Below are 18,301 nucleotides of genomic sequence, written 5' to 3' on the forward strand. Positions count from 1 at the left end.
CAAAGCCAGCATAAAACCCTCGTCTCATCTTTGGTAAAATAGGTATCGGACTTGTCACTATCAGATTGAGTGTGTAAAGTGCCGAAAGTTTAAAAATAAAAGCGGAGAGCGCAACAATGCGAATTATTCTTCTGGGCGCACCGGGCGCCGGTAAAGGAACACAGGCTCAGTTTTTGATGGGGAAATTTGGGATTCCGCAAATTTCTACCGGTGACATGCTGCGTTCTGCTATAAAAGAAGGTTCAGATCTTGGCCTGGCGGCAAAGCGGGTGATGGATGAAGGTAAGCTGGTCTCTGATGATATTATCATTGGGCTGGTAAAAGAACGTATCACTCGTGAAGATTGTGAAGACGGATTTTTGCTGGATGGCTTTCCGCGCACCATTCCCCAGGCGGATGCGATGAAAGAAGCGGGCATTGTTATTGATCATGTTATCGAATTTGATGTGCCTGATGATGTTATTGTCGAGCGTATGAGTGGCCGTCGTGTTCACCCTTCTTCTGGCCGCGTGTATCATGTTTCTCACAATCCGCCAAAGACGGAAGGCAAAGATGATGTTACCGGTGAAGATCTTATTATTCGTGATGATGATAAAGAAGAAACCGTTCGTCATCGGCTGAGCGTTTATCATCAGCAGACCAAGCCCCTGGTGGACTACTATGCTGAAGAAGCCGATGAAGGCAACTGTGCCTATCACAAAATGGATGGTACCAAGCCGGTCGATCAGGTAAGTGAAGAACTGGACGAACTCCTAAGCTAACGCTACAGTTGTTCAGGTCTGCCCAGGCTGGCAACAATTTTTTAAAAAAGGTCGCCTGGCGGCCTTTTTTTGTTTCTCGTGGCATGCGGGGTTATACCCTTTCTCATCATTGGCCAGCTGCATAATTATTACAATCAGGGAGTTTTTGGATGGGCTTGCTTATAACTGCTTTTTACGCGAGTTTGCTCGCTTTATGTTATCTGTACTTGTCAGCGGTGGTGATCAGTGTTCGTCGACGTGAGCAGATAAGTCTGGGGCACGGGACAGTCCCGAATTAGAAAGACTGAGCCGGGTGCATGGTAATTTTAGCGAGTACGTGCCTATTACCATTATATTGCTCGCCTGCCTGGAAAGTCTGGGCGCCTTTGGCTGGATTTTACATATAGGCGGAAGCCTGTTGTTGTTTGGACGGGTTATTCATGCCTATGGCTTGCGTCATCACAATGGTACAAGCTGGCAACGGGTTACCGGCATGCTGTTTACTTTCGGTGCCATGCTGTTTTTAGCCACGGCCAATCTTTATATGATTCACTATACGGTGGTGTAATGCAGGCCCTGAACACTCTTAGTACCCCAGCTTGTATAATCGATGAGCCAAAGTTAATAGCTAATGCCCGGCGTGTGGCACAACAATGTGAGGCGCAGGGTGTAGCCTTACGACCGCATATAAAAACCCTGAAGTCGCTTGAGGCGGCGGCAATTTATGCGCCGTTACCGATGCCTATCACCGTTTCAACCCTGGCCGAGGCCCGGGCATTTGCTGAGGCCGGGTATCAGGATATTCTTTATGCGGTGGGGTTAAGTCCCAATAAATTTGCCCAAGTCAACGCGCTGTTAAACGATGCGGTCACGCTAACGGTGGTCATAGACAGTACCGATGCTGCAGCACAGCTGTGTGACCAGGCCCATCAACTTGACCATCCGCTGAGGGTGGCGATTGAAATTGATGTTGATGGACAGCGCGCCGGCGTAGCCGCGATTGATGAGTCGCTAATCGCCATTGCCGCTAAAGTCGCCACCACCCCGTCGCTGACCTTCGCCGGAGTGATGGGCCATGCCGGGGCGTCGTATGGATGTTTTGATGCGGTCTCACGAGACCAAATGGCTCAACAGGAATGTCAGCAGGTCTTGCTGGCAGCAAAAAATCTGGCGGATGCAGGCTATCCCTGCACCATGATATCGGCCGGCTCTACGCCCACTGTGCTGGCAAGCGCCAGTCGCGAAGGCCTGAGCGAGATGCGCGCCGGTGTTTATGCCACTTTCGATTTGGTCATGGCGGGGCTAGGGGTGTGCGCTTATTCTGATATCGCGTTAAGCGTACTCACCTGTGTCATTGGTCATCAGAAAGATAAGCACTGGGTGTTGATAGATGCTGGCTGGATGGCCTTATCACGAGACACCGGAACCCAGAATCATCCCCTTGATTGTGGTTATGGTCTGGTGTGTGATGAACAAGGCAAGATTCTTGAAGGGTGGTATGTTGCCCATACTAATCAGGAGCACGGCGTTGTTAAGCATCGGGATGGTCGGACGCCAGACGAGAGTTTTGCCTATGGCACCATGTTACGTATTCTGCCCGTGCATGCCTGTGCTACTGCGGCTCAGTACCACAGCTATCACGTGACGCAGGATAATGAACATACCCATGCAAGCTGGCCACGTATCAACGGCTGGTAGCCACAAAAATGCCCGCTAAATAGCGGGCATTTTTAATTCATCTGGGAGGCTTAAAAGCGGAAGGTAGCTTTGGTATAGATAAAGCGGCCTCGCGGGTTATGCACGCCGCCAACATACCCGTACAAATCACTATCGCCGTTACCGATGGCAAACGGCGGCTCTTCGTCCAGTAAGTTATTAACACCAAGCACCAGGCGCAGAGTATCAGAAACATTATAGCCACCCTGAAGGTCGACCAGGAACTGAGAATCTACGGTTCTGGAGGTGTTATCTTCAAAATCCAGTACTCCGTCAAAATTGATATCCGGAGTATCCTCAAACTCGCCAATATAGCTGATGTTCAGGTTAGCATCAAAAGCGCCTAGCATCCAGGTAGTGCCGAATAACCAGCGATGTTCCGGATAGCCATACTCACCGGTGTAATCCAGGTTGTCTTTTTCAAATTCATTTAGATAAGACCAGTCCAGATTAAATTTCACTTCACCGTACTCATTCAGGGCCAGCATGTAGTTGGCACTGAAATCGACCCCGGAGGCTTCCTGAGAAGAAACATTCTGGTAAGTGTTGAAGATTTTTTGGATGGTGCCCAGTGATTCACCAGACTGAGGTGGCAGACGCACACAGATTTCACTGTTTTGATCGTTACATTCAGCTTCATAGACTAAGCCAAATTGCTGCTCGTCAATCTTGTTGTCCTGCGTGATGCTCCACACATCAACACTTAAGCCAAGCTCCTGGAATGGCGCGTAAATAACACCAACATTCCACGATTCAGATTCTTCTGCTTCAAGACCTGGGTTACCGGAAAACTGAATATTGTAGTCCAGTGATTCGCAATCCAGCCCGGTGGCTTCGCAGCGATACTGGTCCACAAAGAATACGCTTTTTTCCGAGGGCCAAGGCCAACCTGAGCCAGTGACGGTGCCCGAAAGCCTTGTGCCCAGGAACCACGTACAGTGACTTGATCCGACGGCGCCCAGCGCAAGGCGATTTTGGGATTTGTGGTGCTTCCGAAATCGCTGTAATGGTCGTACCGCCCGGCCAGTTGTAGCTCTAACTGTTCGGCCAGAGGAATTGATAACTCAAGATAGGCGGCGTATTGGTCCCGCTCAGCCTGAGCCGATACTGATTCGGTACCAAAGATCAAACCACGCTGGAACTGAATATCCGGAATATCAGAGACTTCTTCTTCCCGATACTCCACACCGGCAGCCATCATGACCACATCATCACCAAAATCAAAAGCTTCACCGGTAATGTGGGCATCGACACTGGTCATGCGCGACTCACCGCGGCGAACCAGGCTGGTGGTAATGTTGTCGATGACATTTTGGGGGTTGGTAACACCACCAAACGGGTTATAGTTACCCGCATCAATCTCTTGCTGCAGCCAGTCTACCCGAACCCATCCCTGAGACTGATCGCCGCTTTGTTCTGATTTGCTGCGACCTTTCTGCACCGAGGCTTCCCAGTCGTAGTCCATAAATTCGCCACGCAAACCGGCCACCATCCGCAAGGTGTCGGTAGAAATATCCCAGCGACGCGGACCGGCGTCCACCGGACGATAACGGCCAATCTCAATATCCTGCCCAAATGGGTTGTCAGGATGACTACCGGGAACCGTAAGCCCGGCATCTTCATCTAACGGCGTAGCTGCACCGCCGGCTTCAGAGGTGTTATGCTGAACCGCAAGCTCCATAAAGGCGGTTAATTCGTCATCCAGTTTGTAATCAAACTGACCAATCATTCCCACCCGTTCTGCCGCCGGAATAGTTAACCCAAACGGGCCATAGTCGAACAGACAACTGCCCGACGCAGTGGCTTGATCGGCAGGACAATCGGGATCGATGGTTTTTTCACCATCTACATAGAAGTAACCCGGATAACCTCGTGAGGAGCGAAAATCATTACCGCCGTAGGGGGTTTGATTGGCCGTCCCAAAGCGACCCATTTCATCGGCGCCTAAACGACTGTTTTTAAAATAATCAAGAATTACCGTCGAGCTGCTTTTGGCTGATTGAGCACCCCAGACCATGTTCGCGGTGGTTTCGTCGTAGCTGGCGTCGCCATCGGTGCCGCCATAGCCGACATTGATCTCAAGACCTTCAAAATCTTTACGTAAAATAACATTCACTACCCCGGCGACGGCATCAGAACCATAAATTGCCGATGCACCGTCTTTCAGGATATCAATTCGTTCAATAGCAGAAACGGGAATGGAGTTAATATCCACAAATGAATTCGTGATACTTTCGGCAAACGCGCTGATGGCCACCCGGCGGCCGTTGATAAGTACCAATGTGGCGTCCGGTCCCATGCCTCGAAGAGAAACCGCTGCCGCTCCGTTAGCCGTAGAGTCCTGGCTGTTTCCGCGGGTTGAAAAAGTACCGGCGCCGGTAGAAGGCATGCGCTCAAGAAGTTGCTGAAGATTTTCATAGCCCATGCCTTCAATCATAGAGGCATCGATACTTTGAATAGGTGAGGGGCCTTCCATATCGGTGCGCTTGATACGAGAACCGGTTACCGCAATACGTTCAACATCGGAAGCGGTTTGGTCATCTTGTTGTGCATGCACAACCGGCGCTGAGGACATTCCCAGTAACGCCAGACTTACCGCCAAAGCGCTACGTTTAACACCTTGTTTCATATGTATTTCCTTAATGATGTAGTTGTGGGTAGCGAATGCTACGGCACAATAAATAGCACTTTTATAAGGTCTAATGCAATCATGGAAATTCACTAATGCGTAACAAGTCGTGTAAATTTTTATAACCAAAGCCGGCGAGCGCGTAGCGATAGCGTAGTGTGCATAAGGGATTGAAAGAATTGGAAATGCTAAATTATGGACAAAAAAAAGCGGACCAGGACTGGTCCGCTGTGTCAGTTAAAATCGGTAAGTCAGCTCACCGTAGACATACCGTCCCTGAAATCCATAAGGGGAAAAGTTAGGGTAGGGTATAACATAGTCAAACTGGCCGACATTCGGGGCATCGGTGATGACCGCCGACTGTGGGTAGGTGTCAAACAGGTTATTCACGCCGATGTTCAGCTCCAAATCATCGCTCAGGTAGTAGCCTGCTTCTACATCGACAATAAAGGCAGTATCCACAGTAACATCGCCGGTTTGTGTGCTACCAGGCTGGGTGACTTCACCAAAATAGTTACCCCGAAGCATCAACGATAAATCTTCGCCCTGCCAGTTTGCTGTGGCATTTGCTTTAACCCGGGGGCGGCATTTTCCAGGCGAGCGCGCTCGCGCCGGGCAAACAGGGTTTCTGGTGCAAACAAATCGCTGGGGCCGGCACTAGCCACCACGCCGCTCACATCGGTTTCATTGTAGTTAGCACCAACAGAAAGATTTAGTATGCCAGAAGCCACATCATCAATGCTGTAGTTAGCCACCACATCCACACCTTCGGTCCGGCTGTTAACGCCATTGATGAAAAAGCGCACCGCACCCACACCTTCAATGTTGTTTTCACTGAATACCTGCTGTACCACAGCAGCCTCATCCGCATCATTGCCTAATGTTTCTGACAATACGATGCGATCGTCAATATCAATACGATAGGCATCAGCAGTAATGGTGAGATTATCAATCACGGTCCAGGTGAAGCCGACACTGACGTTGGTCGACTCTTCAGCTTCAAGCTGACTGCCACCTAAGGCCATGGCAGCCGGGCTGGTGGCCGAGATAGTGCCAATTTCCAATGCTTCACCATTGATAAAGTTGGTACTTACCGATGTGTAAAACTGTTGCTGAAGTGACGGCGCCCGAAAACCGGTACTCACAGAGCTGCGCACAGAAAACGAATCGCTAAAGGTGTAGCGGGTCGCTATTTTGCCATTGGAGGTAGACCCAAAATCTGAGTAATCTTCATATCTTCCAGCCAGAGTAACATTCCAGCGTTGGGTGATATCAGCGTCTAAATCTACATAAAATGCATAGCTGTGGCGATCTTCATCTACCTCAGCGGCATCTGAAAAATACAACGCGCCCTGTGCAAACAGCCGATCAGACTGGTATACCGGGTTGCCATTTTCGTCAAACACTGGCTCACCATTGTCGCCAGTGGCCTGAATATTGGTATAGGCGGCTTCATCGCCGGCGCTGATTTCAAACTCATCCAATCGGTATTCTGCACCGATGGCAAACGACAAAGGTGAAAACAGAGTATCAATATCTAAAAAGCGGGAGGCATCAAAATTTACCGTGGTTTGCTGATTGGCCAGCTGGCCACCATAAAAACTAGTGGGGGTCTGCTGCAAAAACGTCGGGTTTGCCGTATTAAACGTGGTGTAATCCACTTCGTTGCTACCGGTTACCACACTGGCATTATAATCCCAGTTTTCGGTGCTGCCTTTAATCCCGGTTAATACCGACCAGTCCTGAATTTCGGCGCGAATTTGTGGGGTAAAACCATCCGGATAAATATTTTGAATAAAGAAACCTTCATCCGCAGCTTCACGGAAAAACGCACCGGATATGCTTTCTTTATCCTGAAAGGAAAGGGTTGAATACAACTGGACATTATTGTCCAGATAATACCCGGCGTTGGCCAGCAGGGTATAGGATTCTGAATCCGGCGCACCGAAATTAAAGCGGTTTCTGTCGACCGATAATTCACGCTCATCAAAGGTGCCGTCTGCATTTCTTGGGTAGGTATCGCCATCATCATACCCACCGCGATTCGTGCGGTTTGCATTGGCGATTTCACCGGTGAAATTTACAAAGCCATCATCGCCTATGGCCAGCCCGAAATTGGCTGCCAGGTTTATGTTTTCCCCATCATTGCGGTGAATATCATCGCCGTAGACACCGGTAACCCGGTTACTGCCATTTTCGTTCGGGATAATATTACCCTGGTCGTCAACTTGTATGCCGAGAAGCTCGGGCACGCCATCAAGTTCGGTAAAGTAGCTACCGCCTGACACCGATACCATGCCACCCTCAGCCGCATCTTTGGTGATGATATTAATCACCCCGGCAATGGCGTCGGAGCCATACTGGGCAGCGGCGCCATCCCGCAGTATTTCAATACGTTTGATGGCAGCAGAAGGTATGGCGTTTAAATCCACAGACACCGAGCCACGGCCAGTAGAGCCATTCAGATTTAACAGGGCGCTGCTATGAAAGCGGCGACCATTAAGCAATACCAGAGTCTGATCCGGTGCCAGCCCACGCAGCGACGCCGGCTTAATGTGCTCGGTACCATCTACCAAAGACGGCTGGTAAAAATTAAAACTTGGCACCACATTTTGCAGTTGGCGGCTGATGTCATTAAAACCGCCGGCCCCAAGGGTTTCCTCGTCTATCAGATCAACCGGCACATTACTTTGTACCACGGAGCGGCCTGGGCGACGTGATCCCAGGATCAGAATTTGTTCAGCTTCCTGCTCTGCCGAGTCAGGACTGCCTGGTGTATTTTCCTGGGCATACGCACCAGGAAGAAAGCTGGCCGCCATAAGTGTGGCAGCGATGGGAGAAAGTGTGAATGCTTTCATGTGTGTTCATCCTCAGTGATAACAATGATGCAGAAGTTCTGTGAAATGGCATTTGTTATAGCTGTAATGACCGGCACTTCTTATGGATGAGGCTTAATCGTTACAGAAGGCGCGATGTTACCAAACTCACCGCGGCGGGAAAGCAAAATACTTACGTTTTAAATACCAAAAAAGATGAATAAATAACAAAGCGTTCTGTTGGTGTTGACGGTATCAGAGTCAATTACCCCCATAGCTTTGACTAGTTATTGTAAAGGCATGGGGGGGCGGGGCGCACGGGTGGCTGATCTAAAATGCGCTCATTAGCAGGTAGCCGACATAGCCAATAAACACGGCTAACAGCAATGCACCTTCCCAGCGATTAATCCGGCCGACCTTTTTGATGCCTGCGCCCAGAATAACCAGGGCTAATGTTAAACAAAACATCAGTGACCAGTCACGACTCAGTATTACCGTATCAACCGCCATCGGTTTGATGACTACCGCCAGGCCAACTACGGCCAGGGTATTGAATAAGTTAGAACCGATGATATTGCCCAGGGCGATATCATGTTCGCCTTTTTTCACCGCGATGAGCGAGGAGGCCAGTTCGGGTAATGAGGTGCCAACAGCGACGATGGTTAAACCAATGACCAGGTCACTGACCCCCAAACTTTCGGCAATGTACACGGCGCCGTAAACCAGCCAGCGCGATGCCAGAATAAGCAGTAACAAGCCCAGCACCAGCCAGCCCCAGGCTTGTTTTTGGCTCATGGCGTAGGAATCGGGCTCGGCGGTCGTTTGGGTGCCAGGAGTGGCAGCATCTGAGTGCATGCTCTGCCGCACAGACCAGCCAGTCAATAACGCAAACACCGTCAGAAGTGTCCAGCCATCGACACGGCTGAGGTAATGATCAAACAGTTGCCAGCCCGCTAACAGCGTGATCGCGAGTAATACCGGCAGTTCCTTTCTAAGTACCTGTGAATGCACCCTGATAGGACTCAGCAAAGCGACTAACCCTATAATTAAGGCAATATTGGTGATATTAGAGCCGTACGCATTGCCCAACGCCAGAGCCGGATTATCATCAATGGCAGCCATTGCCGACACCACCATTTCCGGGGCTGAGGTGCCAAACCCCACAATCACCATGCCGACCAGCAGCGGTGGCATACCGGCGTTACGCGCGGTTACCGCCGCGCCTTCTACAAACTTATCGGCACTCCACACTAACAACACCAAACCAAACACCACCGCTAATATGGCCAGTAACATGCTTTTGGTTCCTACGTTGCAAGCTTAAACCTGATGTTTAGCAAATTGTCAGGACAGGCTTTAAAAAAAGGTGGCCGCCCGGGCAATCCATCGCCACTGTACCAATAGTATGGCTTTGCCGCAACTTGCGGTTATACATAGTGGTCTTATAAACCATAATGAATTACGAAGAAACAACATCATTGGGCCGAGCGGCATGGGAATATTTGTAATAAAGGTCGTAAATCGATAATGATCAGGTCGGGGATGCCTGATATAGACCGTAAGATGACCATACTGTGACTGCAACGTGCCAGGGGGATTCCCATCCTGCTATAGGACAAAACGGTGGGGCAACAGGTTTTTGACCCGCATTGGGCAATAAAAAGCCCTCTTAGTCTTAGAGGGCAAAAGTGGCCAGGGAGCCTGAATATGTTCTACCTCAATTGCTAAAACTAGCTGTTAGGATGACCGATAGGAATTTGCTGAGGCTGCTTAGCTTCGGGCAGCACTCGCTTTAAATCGATATGCAGCAAACCATTACTGAGTTCGGCGCCCTGAACGTTAACATAATCGCCAAGCTGGAATTTGCGTTTAAAATTACGGGGCGAAATACCCTTGTGTAAATACCGGGGCGTTGCCTGGCTATCGGCATTATCAGTGGGCAGTTTGCCTTCTACCAGCAGCGTATTCTCTCGGGTCTCAAGGGTTAAATTATCCTGGGTAAAGCCTGCTGCCGCCATTGAAATACGGTAGGAGTCTTCCCCCAGCACTTCAATATTGTAGGGCGGATAAGTACTTTGATTATCGGAACTGTTGGCTGCATCAATTAAAGAAGCCAGACGATCAGAGCCGATGAATGAACGATATAGTGGGGATAAATCAATGTTGCGCATTTTCATATCCTTTATTAAGCAATATGTGATTGGGTGTCCTGGTAATCCAGCAACACACTGTTTGGGCCCGTTTTTGACCGGGCCCACTTAAAACCTGCTACAGGTTATTGGTCATTGTTGTTTTCAATCAAACGACTGCCGATTTCAATCCGGCGCGGTTTTTTCGCTTCCGGAATGTGGCGCTCCAGGTCGACATGCAATAAACCGTCGGCCAGATTCGCTCCCACTACTTTTACGTGGTCGCCTAACTGAAACTTCCGTTCAAAGTTCTTTTCAGAAATACCTTTGTGCAGGAACTTGCGTTCTTGTTGCTCAGTCGATTCAGGCTTTTTACCCTGAATACTTAAGGTATTATCCTGGGATTCGATGGTGATATCGTCTTGTCCGAATCCGGCCACTGCCATAGAAATTCGGTACTGGTCATCACCTAACAATTCAATATTGTAGGGCGGATAAGTACTTTGATTATCGGTACGGTTGGCTGCATCAATTAAAGAGGCCAGACGATCAGAGCCGATGAATGAACGATATAGTGGAGATAAATCAATGTTGCGCATTTTCATATCCTTTATTAAGCAATATGTGATTGGGTGTCCTGGTAATCCAGCAACACAATATTTGGGCCCGTTTTTGACCGGGCCCACTTAAAACCTGCTACAGGTTATTGGTCGTTTTTGTTTTCAATCAAACGACTGCCGATTTCAATCCGGCGTGGTTTTTTCGCTTCCGGAATGTGGCGTTCCAGGTCGACATGCAATAAGCCGTCGGCCAGATTCGCTCCCATTACCTTAACGTGGTCGCCTAACTGAAACTTACGCTCAAAGTTCTTTTCAGAAATACCTTTGTGCAGGAATTTTCGTTCTTCTTGCTCAGTCGATTCAGGCTTTTTACCCTGAATACTCAACGTATTATCCTGGGCTTCGATGGTGATATCATCCTGTCCAAATCCGGCCACGGCCATCGAAATTCGGTACTGGTCATCAGCTAACAATTCAATGTTATAGGGCGGATAAGTACTTTGATTATCGGTACGGTTGGCTGCATCAATTAAAGAAGCCAGACGGTCTGAACCAATAAAAGAACGGTAAAGTGGAGATAGATCGATAGTACGCATAGTCATATCCTCGATTAAAAGCAATATGGTTAAGTTATGCCCCGGCAGGCCGGCGGCGGTAGTGTCAACCCGCTCATGCGGCGTCGACAATACCTATATAGAATCATTCCAACTGTTTTCAAGTACAAATTCTAAAAAAATTTGAAAAAATTATTTCAGGGGCTCCCACCAGGATTGCAGGTCTGGCCAGGTACTGTTTTCAGGCCAGCTCCATAATACCGCGGTGGCTTTACCCGCAATTTCATTCATAGGCACAAATCCGTGCACCCGTGAGTCGGCACTGTGGTTGCGGTTATCTCCCAATACCAGCACATGCTCGGCAGGCACGGTGACAGGCCCGAAGCTTCGATATTTTAGCGCGTCTTTGGTTAGGGTTTGCGCATCAGTCAGTTGCACCTGGTGCTGGGTATGGGCACTGCTTTCAACAAAAATATCGCCGGATTGTTTGCGGTAGTCATAGCGGGTGTTATTTACTATGAGGTGGTTGTTGCTCAGCCTTACCGAGTCGCCCGGCAGTCCGACTACCCGCTTGACTAAACGTTCATGAGCCTGGGCCGAGTTGATGATGACAATATCGCCGTGGGCGGGCTCAGCCGGGCGAGCCAGCGCAATATCGGTGAACGGGATATCCACCCGGTAGGCGGCTTTATCGACAAAAATTCTGTCACCGATGCTGATGGTGGGCTGCATGGACCCCGAAGGCACATGATACCAGTCAGCAATACTGCTGCGCACACTGAGCAGTGCCAGCATCAGCACGATAAAGCCGAGATTTTCTTTTACTACTGTTAGCAGTCGGGGCCACATGGTGTTTATCCTTAATTTGCCTGTTGCAGTATATAGTCTTAGTGTTATCGATAAAATTACAACAAACATAAAAAAAGCCCGTAGGGCACGGGCTTTAAGTATCAAAAAAGTTAGTCTGGCGGTTATTGGTGCCGGGCCTTGAGCACCTCAATAGCATCACTTAATGACATATCACTGGCCTGCATTAACACCGTCAGATGATAGAGCAGATCTGCCGCTTCGTTTTTAAGCTCCTCGGTATCTTTTACCGTGGCGGCTAGCGCGGTTTCAACGCCTTCCTCACCGACTTTCTGAGCAATACGCTTAATACCCTTGGCATACAAGCTGGCGGTATAGCTTGAGTCAGGATCCGCGGTTTTACGGGCCGCAAGCACCCGCTCCAGGTCCGCCAGAAAGGTGAAATCCGCAGGTTTACTGGTAAACCAGCAACTTTCCTCACCCGTGTGACAGGTGGGGCCATTGGGATTTACCATGACCAGCAGCGAGTCGTGATCGCAGTCACAGCCGACTTCTACTAAATCCAGCGTGTTGCCCGACGTTTCCCCTTTTTGCCACAAACGTTGCTTCGAGCGACTGTAAAAGGTTACCTTGCCGGTTTCCAGGGTGGTTTTTAGCGCATCGGTATTCATGTAACCCTGCATCAGCACCTTAGCGCTGGTGGCATCCTGCACAATGGCCGGCAACAGGCCATCCATTTTTTCCCAGGCTAATTCGCCCAGATTGGAAATATCAATAATCATGGCGTTAATCCTTGCTACGGATATGAGCTTTACGCATGGCAATACCTGCGTCTGACAGATAGTCTTTAAGCTCTTGAATATTTATCAGGTCTTTGTGGAACACCGAGGCCGCCAGCGCGCCATCGACATCCGCCTGTTCAAACACGGCCCGGAAATGCTCTATAGCACCCGCGCCGCCTGAAGCGATAAGCGGAATGTGACAGGCATCACGAATGGCGGTCAGCTGACGAACATCGTAGCCCTGGCGGACGCCATCCTGATTCATACAGTTAAGCACGATTTCACCAGCGCCGCGGCTTTGTACTTCCTGGATCCAGTCCCGGGTTTGCCAGGCAGTTTGCTGAGTACGACTTTCATCGCCGGTAAACTTATATACTTCGTACTGATTGGTCTTTTCGTTATAAAAGCTATCGATGCCGATCACCACGCATTGCTGGCCATACACATCGTGCAACTCGTTAATAAGGTCAGGGTTGGTGAGCGCCGGCGAATTGATTGAGATTTTGTCAGCGCCCATCTCCAGTATACGCCCTGCATCTTCAACCGATTTAATGCCACCGGCCACACAAAAGGGGATATCGATAACCTGCGCGATACGGCTTACCCAGCTTTTATCCACTACCCGCCGATCAGAGCTGGCGGTAATATCATAAAACACCAGCTCGTCGGCACCGGCCTGAGCATACCGCTCGGCTAATGGGACAATGTCGCCAATGATTTCATGGTTTCTGAACTGAACACCTTTTACCACTTTACCGTCACGTACATCCAGACAGGGGATTATCCGTTTTGCCAGCATGCAATCGCCTCCTTCACCGTGAATTTACCTTCCAGCAAGGCTCGCCCCAGAATCACTCCTTCTACCTGAGCCGGACGCAGGGCACGGATATCATCCAGACCACCGATGCCGCCCGAGGCCTGCCATGCAATTGCCGGAAACTGTTGCTGCATCTGCTGATAGAGCTCGACATTAGCGCCCTGTAAGGTGCCATCGCGGCTAATATCGGTGCACAGTACATGGGTCACACCCACTTCGGCAAAATCATTAAGTAAGTCTTCCAGGGCGACCCCTGAGCTTTGCTGCCAGCCGTGGGTGGCGATAAGTTTATTACCATGCTCGTCAATATTTACATCCAGCGCCAGCACAATCGCATCGGTGCCATATTTGGTTATCCAGTGTTTAACCAGCTCCGGCTCTTTAACCGCCAGTGAGCCAATCACCACCCGGCTGACCCCTGCGGCCAGCAGCTGCGCCACATCATCTTCGCTGCGAATACCGCCGCCAGCCTGAAACTGCATCCGTTTGGTATCGACCATGGACCGGATAAGCTCTAACTGACGCTTGCTGGTATCTTTGGCGCCGGTCAAATCAACAATATGCAACCAGGTGGCGCCGTCATCGGCATAACGATGCACCACCTCCACCGGGTCAAGCTGATATTCTGTTTTTTGTTCATAGTCGCCCTGATACAGTCGTACCACTGCGCCATCTATCAAATCAATTGCAGGTATAATCATTACATGTTCACAAAGTTAGTCAGTAACTGAGCGCCGGCATCGCCAGAGCGCTCCGGGTGAAACTGTACGCCATAAAAATTGTTATGGCCGATAGCCGCTGAAAATGGCTGTCCATACTCACAGCTTGCCAGCGTATGTTCATACACAGGGACGGCAAAGCTGTGGACAAAGTAGAAGTAGGTGCCATCATCAATCCCTGCAAATAGCGGGTTTTCAGTGGCACTGCTTACCGTATTCCAGCCCATATGCGGCAGACGCTGGCCATTGGCCTGCATGCGTTTAACTGCGCCGGGCATCAGCTTCAGACAATCAATTTCGCCGGCGCTGCTTTCGGCCGAAGTGCTGACCATCAGCTGCATCCCCAGGCACACACCTAAAACCGGCTGGGTCAGTGTCTGTAACGTCGGTGTCAGTTGCTTTTGCAAGATACTTTGCATGGCGGCCGAGGCGGTGCCCACCCCAGGCAAAAATACCTTATCGGCGGCCTTTATCACTTTTTCCTGATCAGACACTTCTACGCTGACCCCAAGTCTCTCCAGCGCAAAACGCACCGAAGAGATATTGGCACACCCTGTATTTACAATCACAATCCGCTGTGACATTACAATGCTCCCTTACTGCTAGGTAATGCATCGCCCTGACGGGTGATGGCCTGACGCAGCGCGCGGCCAAATACTTTAAACAGGCTTTCTACCTGATGGTGAGCATTGCCTTCGCTGGTGGACAGGTGCAGCGATAAGCCCATGCTTTGTGCCAGAGAGTAGAAAAAGTGCTCTACCATCTGTGTGCCCATCTCACCGACTTTTTCCTGGGTGAAACTGGCCTCAAATTTAAGGTGCGGGCGGTTGGAAATATCCATAATACATTCTGCACGACACTCATCCATTGGCAGGGCAAAGCCAAAACGACCAATCCCCGTTTGTTACCCAACGCTTTTTTCAGGGCGTCACCTAAAGCCAGCGCGGTGTCTTCAACGGTGTGATGATCATCGATGTGCAAATCGCCACTGACCTCAACCTGTAGCTCAAAGCCGCCGTGGGTGGCAATCTGATCCAGCATATGGTCAAAAAAACCCAGGCCGGTGGCCATATGGCTTTTGGCATCAGAGTCCAGATCCACTTTTACCCTGATGTCCGTTTCTGATGTGGTTCTGATGACTTCAGCAATACGGGCTGAATTGAGCAGGCTTTTTTCAATGGCCAGCCAGTTATTGTCGGTGCGGTCGTACCGAATTCCCTGGATTCCCATACTCTGGGCCAGTTGTAAGTCGGTGTCGCGATCGCCGATAACCGCAGAGCGGGTAAAGTCGACCTTGCCCTGCTGAAGGTAGTCGCTCACCAGCCCCAGCTTGGGTTTACGGCAGGCGCAGTTGTCTGCATCAAAATGTGGACAAATTAATACATCGTCAAATTTCACGCCCTGACTTTCAAAAATCTGCATCATCATATTATGCGGCGCATCAAAGTCGGCTTGTGGGAAACTGGCGGTGCCCAGGCCATCCTGGTTTGACACCATCACCAGTTTGAAGCCGGCGGCCTGAAATTTCAGTAGCACCGGGATCACCGCTGGCTCTAACACTAGTTTTTGCAGTGAGTCGAGTTGTTTGTCGATGGCAGGCTCTTCAACCAGAGTGCCATCACGGTCGATAAATAAAATGGCTTGCTGGCTCATGCCGACACTCCTGTTTGTTGTAAAAAGTCGTTGATTAAGCTGATCAGACGCTGATTCTGTGCTTCGTTTCCTACCGTCGCCCGCAGACAACCTTCAAGGTTATGCTGTTTGGATTGGTCCCGTATCAACATGCCGTGTTCCACCAGATAAGCCATCAGGGCTTTATTGTGAATGCTGTGAAATAACACAAAATTGGCCCGGGTATCGCCAGTGATGCTAAAGCCTGGCAACGCGGCAATTTGTTCCTGTAACCAGTGCTTGTGTCGATTGATGGTTTCCACCTGCAGTTCAACCTTCGTGCGACCCGCTACCGACAAAGCCTGCTCTGCTATCTGGGCCACAGGTTCGGCCAGCGGGTAGGGGGCAATGACCTTCAGCAATGCCTGAATCACCGGTCGGTTGGCCAGGGTAAAGCCGCAGCGCAATCCGGCCAGGGCAAAGGCCTTGGACAAAGTACGCAAAATCACCAGGTTCGGGTAGCGAGTTAATTGCCCGGCCCGGGTATTGTCTTTATCAAACTCGATATAGGCTTCATCCACCACCACCAGAGCGCTATCGGCAAAATGTGTCAGGATCTGCTCTAAATCAGCTGGGTCGACGGTGGTACCTGTGGGATTATTGGGAGCACAGATAAACACCAGGTTGACATCATTCTGGGCACAGATTGCCTGGGTATCCAAAGCAAAGTCAGGCTTCAACGGGACCTTTTTTACCCCGACATTGCAGGTTTCAGCGCTAATGGCGTACATGCCATAAGTGGGCGGGCAAATCAGAATATTATCTTCGCCGGGGGTACAAAAGGTTCTAATCAGCAGTTCAATGCCTTCATCCGCGCCCCGGGTCACCAGTAATTCACTGATGTCCACGCCGGCGTAGTCTGCATAAGCAGCCGTCACCGCTTCTGGCTGACAGGCGGGGTAGCGGTTAAAGCGCTCGCTGTCGATGCTATACTCATTGGCAAACGGCGACTCATTGGCATTCAGCCAGTCCTGGCCCCCGGCAAATAGCCGGCGCGCCGATTCATAGGGTTTCAGATTAACCAGATTGTCATTGAGCAAAGTATTCACAATGTTACTCATCACCCGACTCCTGTAATGCCTTTAACCGTAGACCGACGGCTTTTTCATGGGCATCCAGGCCTTCAGCCGCGGCCAGGGTCATAATCTGGGGGCCTAGCTGACGTAAACCATCTTCGGTAAGTTCCTGCACCGTAAAACGACGCATAAAATCAAGTAAGCCTAACGACGAGTAATTTTTCGCATAGCCGTATGTGGGCAGCACGTGGTTAGTCCCCGAGGCGTAGTCGCCGGCAGATTCGGGCGACCATGGCCCTAAGAACACTGAGCCGGCGTGTTTAATCCGGCCCATAGCCTGGCGCGGCTCTGCCACCTGAACAATTAAGTGCTCTGGGGCGTAGCGGTTACTCACCTCAATGGCACTGTTCAAATCGTCGGTTAAAATATAACGGGCATTTTCCATCGACAGCACGGTGATTTCATTGCGGGATAACACACTAAGCTGCTTTTCTACTTCCGCCTGGGTTTGCTCAATTAAGGTCCTGGAGTCGCTTACCAAAATAGACTGGGAATCGGTGCCGTGTTCAGCCTGCGACAGTAAATCGGAGGCTACAAACGCCGGATTAGCGTCTTTATCGGCCAGTACCAGCACTTCCGACGGCCCGGCAGGCATATCAATGGCCGCGCCGTCCGGGCGCAGGCTGACCTGCTGTTTGGCTTCGGTGACAAAGCTGTTGCCGGGGCCAAAAATCTTGTCCACCTGAGCAATAGAATCTGTCCCCAATGCCATGGCTGCAATAGCCTGCGCGCCGCCACATAGATAGATTTCATCAATATCACAGCGCTTGGCCACAAACGCAATTTCAGGGGCGATGGTGCCGTCCGCCGAGGGCGGGGTGCATAACACTTTGCGCGACACCCCGGCGACCATGGCCGGCACCCCCAGCATCAGGGCGGTCGAGGGCAGGGGCGCGGTACCGCCAGGAATATATAAGCCCACCGATTCAAGGGCCACGAAGCGCTGCTCACAAGTAACCCCCGGGCTGGTGGTCATAACCACATCATCGGGCTGCTGGGCTTCATGAAACCGCTTGATATTGGTAAATGCCGTATCAATAGCCTGAGCTACCTCATCGCTTACCTGATTGGCCAGCGCATCGCGCTGGCCGCTGGTCAATACCAGTGATGTTAACCCCGGACAATCAAACTTGCGGGTAAACCCCAGTACCGCTTCATCGCCCTCAGCTTCAACATCTGCAAGAATCTCGCTGACGGTTTGCTTTAACGCACTGCTGTTTTTTAGTACCGGTCTTGCCAGCGCCTGACGCTGAGCTGCGGTATCCAGTTCATTCCAGATAAGCAT

The 18,301-nt window shown here is 50.5% G+C and carries 16 protein-coding genes and 2 pseudogenes; 3 read left to right on the top strand and 15 right to left on the bottom strand.

What is annotated here, in order from left to right; all coding sequences use genetic code 11:
- The first annotated feature begins 116 nt into the window (after positions 1-116).
- From adk to IT774_RS05520, 3 genes are all read left to right on the top strand, one after another.
- Complete coding sequence (gene adk, locus IT774_RS05510) at positions 117-761, top strand: adenylate kinase (protein ID WP_195811698.1); 645 nt, start codon at positions 117-119, stop codon at positions 759-761.
- A gap of 292 nt (positions 762-1,053) precedes the next feature.
- Complete coding sequence (locus IT774_RS17325) at positions 1,054-1,308, top strand: MAPEG family protein (protein WP_232365134.1); 255 nt, start codon at positions 1,054-1,056, stop codon at positions 1,306-1,308.
- Positions 1,308-2,438, top strand: coding sequence for an alanine racemase (locus IT774_RS05520; RefSeq protein ID WP_269749790.1), 1,131 nt, complete (start codon positions 1,308-1,310; stop codon positions 2,436-2,438). The genes IT774_RS17325 and IT774_RS05520 overlap by 1 nt, the downstream gene beginning before the upstream one ends.
- Before the next feature lie 50 nt (positions 2,439-2,488).
- Here IT774_RS05520 and IT774_RS05525 read toward each other — a convergent pair.
- From IT774_RS05525 to hisD, 15 genes and pseudogenes are all read right to left on the bottom strand, one after another.
- Positions 2,489-5,031: pseudogene (locus tag IT774_RS05525) on the bottom strand (TonB-dependent receptor).
- 291 nt (positions 5,032-5,322) lie between these two features.
- Positions 5,323-5,613 carry a TonB-dependent receptor gene (locus IT774_RS17700; protein ID WP_269749791.1) on the bottom strand — a complete coding sequence of 97 codons (291 nt, stop codon included), beginning with the start codon at positions 5,611-5,613 and terminating at the stop codon, positions 5,323-5,325.
- Entirely contained in the window at positions 5,613-7,943 is a 2,331-nt protein-coding gene (locus tag IT774_RS05535; protein WP_195811700.1) for a TonB-dependent receptor plug domain-containing protein, read from the bottom strand. The genes IT774_RS17700 and IT774_RS05535 overlap by 1 nt, the downstream gene beginning before the upstream one ends.
- A 288-nt stretch (positions 7,944-8,231) precedes the next feature.
- Positions 8,232-9,197 carry a calcium/sodium antiporter gene (locus IT774_RS05540; protein ID WP_195811701.1) on the bottom strand — a complete coding sequence of 322 codons (966 nt, stop codon included), beginning with the start codon at positions 9,195-9,197 and terminating at the stop codon, positions 8,232-8,234.
- Between the two features lie 434 nt (positions 9,198-9,631).
- Positions 9,632-10,072, bottom strand: a complete 441-nt coding sequence (locus IT774_RS05545) for an Hsp20 family protein (protein ID WP_195811702.1) — start codon at positions 10,070-10,072, stop codon at positions 9,632-9,634.
- A 104-nt stretch (positions 10,073-10,176) separates the two neighbouring features.
- The gene (locus tag IT774_RS05550; RefSeq protein ID WP_195811703.1) at positions 10,177-10,629 is read right to left on the bottom strand and encodes an Hsp20 family protein; all 453 of its coding nucleotides are present in this window, start codon (positions 10,627-10,629) and stop codon (positions 10,177-10,179) included.
- Between the two features lie 104 nt (positions 10,630-10,733).
- Positions 10,734-11,186, bottom strand: a complete 453-nt coding sequence (locus tag IT774_RS05555) for an Hsp20 family protein (RefSeq protein ID WP_195811704.1) — start codon at positions 11,184-11,186, stop codon at positions 10,734-10,736.
- A 150-nt stretch (positions 11,187-11,336) separates the two neighbouring features.
- Positions 11,337-11,993 (bottom strand): signal peptidase I, encoded by a 657-nt coding sequence (lepB, locus tag IT774_RS05560; protein WP_195811705.1) that lies wholly within the window; start codon positions 11,991-11,993, stop codon positions 11,337-11,339.
- Positions 11,994-12,115: 122 nt separating this feature from the next.
- Complete coding sequence (gene hisIE, locus IT774_RS05565; RefSeq protein WP_195811706.1) at positions 12,116-12,733, bottom strand: bifunctional phosphoribosyl-AMP cyclohydrolase/phosphoribosyl-ATP diphosphatase HisIE; 618 nt, start codon at positions 12,731-12,733, stop codon at positions 12,116-12,118.
- Positions 12,734-12,737: 4 nt separating this feature from the next.
- Positions 12,738-13,532 carry an imidazole glycerol phosphate synthase subunit HisF gene (gene hisF, locus IT774_RS05570; protein WP_195811707.1) on the bottom strand — a complete coding sequence of 265 codons (795 nt, stop codon included), beginning with the start codon at positions 13,530-13,532 and terminating at the stop codon, positions 12,738-12,740.
- Positions 13,514-14,251 (bottom strand): 1-(5-phosphoribosyl)-5-[(5-phosphoribosylamino)methylideneamino]imidazole-4-carboxamide isomerase, encoded by a 738-nt coding sequence (gene hisA, locus IT774_RS05575; RefSeq protein ID WP_195811708.1) that lies wholly within the window; start codon positions 14,249-14,251, stop codon positions 13,514-13,516. The genes hisF and hisA overlap by 19 nt, the downstream gene beginning before the upstream one ends.
- Positions 14,251-14,853 (bottom strand): imidazole glycerol phosphate synthase subunit HisH, encoded by a 603-nt coding sequence (gene hisH / locus IT774_RS05580; RefSeq protein WP_195811709.1) that lies wholly within the window; start codon positions 14,851-14,853, stop codon positions 14,251-14,253. The genes hisA and hisH overlap by 1 nt, the downstream gene beginning before the upstream one ends.
- Positions 14,853-15,922 (bottom strand): annotated as a pseudogene (hisB, locus tag IT774_RS05585) (bifunctional histidinol-phosphatase/imidazoleglycerol-phosphate dehydratase HisB). The gene hisH and the pseudogene hisB overlap by 1 nt, the downstream one beginning before the upstream one ends.
- Entirely contained in the window at positions 15,919-17,001 is a 1,083-nt protein-coding gene (hisC, locus tag IT774_RS05590) for a histidinol-phosphate transaminase (protein WP_195811710.1), read from the bottom strand. The pseudogene hisB and the gene hisC overlap by 4 nt, the downstream one beginning before the upstream one ends.
- On the bottom strand, positions 16,994-18,301 hold the full coding sequence (gene hisD, locus IT774_RS05595; protein WP_195811711.1) for a histidinol dehydrogenase: 1,308 nt from the start codon (positions 18,299-18,301) through the stop codon (positions 16,994-16,996). Before hisD ends, hisC begins: the two co-directional genes overlap by 8 nt.

Origin of the sequence: Salinimonas marina, assembly GCF_015644725.1 — a bacterium.
Classification (GTDB): Bacteria; Pseudomonadota; Gammaproteobacteria; order Enterobacterales; family Alteromonadaceae; genus Alteromonas.